Source organism: Pedobacter sp. 01N416, from assembly GCF_056399685.1.
In genome coordinates this window covers 1-736 of sequence record NZ_JBFTRT010000994.1, presented here as the reverse complement: position 1 = coordinate 736, position 736 = coordinate 1, and the positions used below count along the sequence as shown (strand labels likewise).

Sequence of the window (736 nt, the reverse complement as noted above, 5' to 3'; positions counted from 1 at the left end):
ACTCCATTCTTCATCAATAAAACGCCAGGATTTGCCCTAACCATACTTTTTAAAGGTACGGCATCGGCATAAAAAACCTCCGAAAACAGGTTATTCTTTTTGATAAAGACCTGTGCATCCTGAGCCGAATTGGAAGTAAGCAATACCGTACGGATATTAAACTGCTGCGTAGCGTTTAAAGCCAAGGCGTTCAATTTACCAATAGCGGCCTCGTTGGTAGCATGAAGATCGTAGGCTACAAAGATCAAATTATAATAAGGGTTTTCGATCAGTTCCTTGGTATAATCGGTACCCGAAGCATCTGTAATGTTCAGGTCTTTGATTTTAGGTTCAAAACCTTTTTTAACCAGCCTTTTTGCCGGTTCACCGATAATTTCCCAATTGTTATCCTTCCATATCTCTGTTTTAAGATAGGCTTTATCGCTCATATCTTTCTCTTCATTGGTTTTCTTGTTCTTTAAGTGATACATGATCTCAAATTCATCTGGTTTTTCTCCTGGAGGAATCACCATTAATGATGGAAGATGTGCACCAACTTTATAAGGCAGGAAATCGATAATCGGCAAAACATTGTAAGTGTACAAGCCAAAACCTAAAGATATAACCGTTACTGCAATAGCGATATTTCTTTGAGTGGTTTCTTTTTTAAATAAAGGCTGGATCAGGTTCTTGTTTAAGAAAATAACAATGATCAGCGCTAAAAGGATCAGATCTTTACTGAACGACTGCCATGGGG

Annotated in this window: 1 pseudogene; it reads right to left on the bottom strand. The window is 38.2% G+C overall.

The window, feature by feature from the left end:
- Nucleotides 1-736: pseudogene (locus AC1DND_RS28875) on the bottom strand (BT_3928 family protein); the annotation flags it as partial.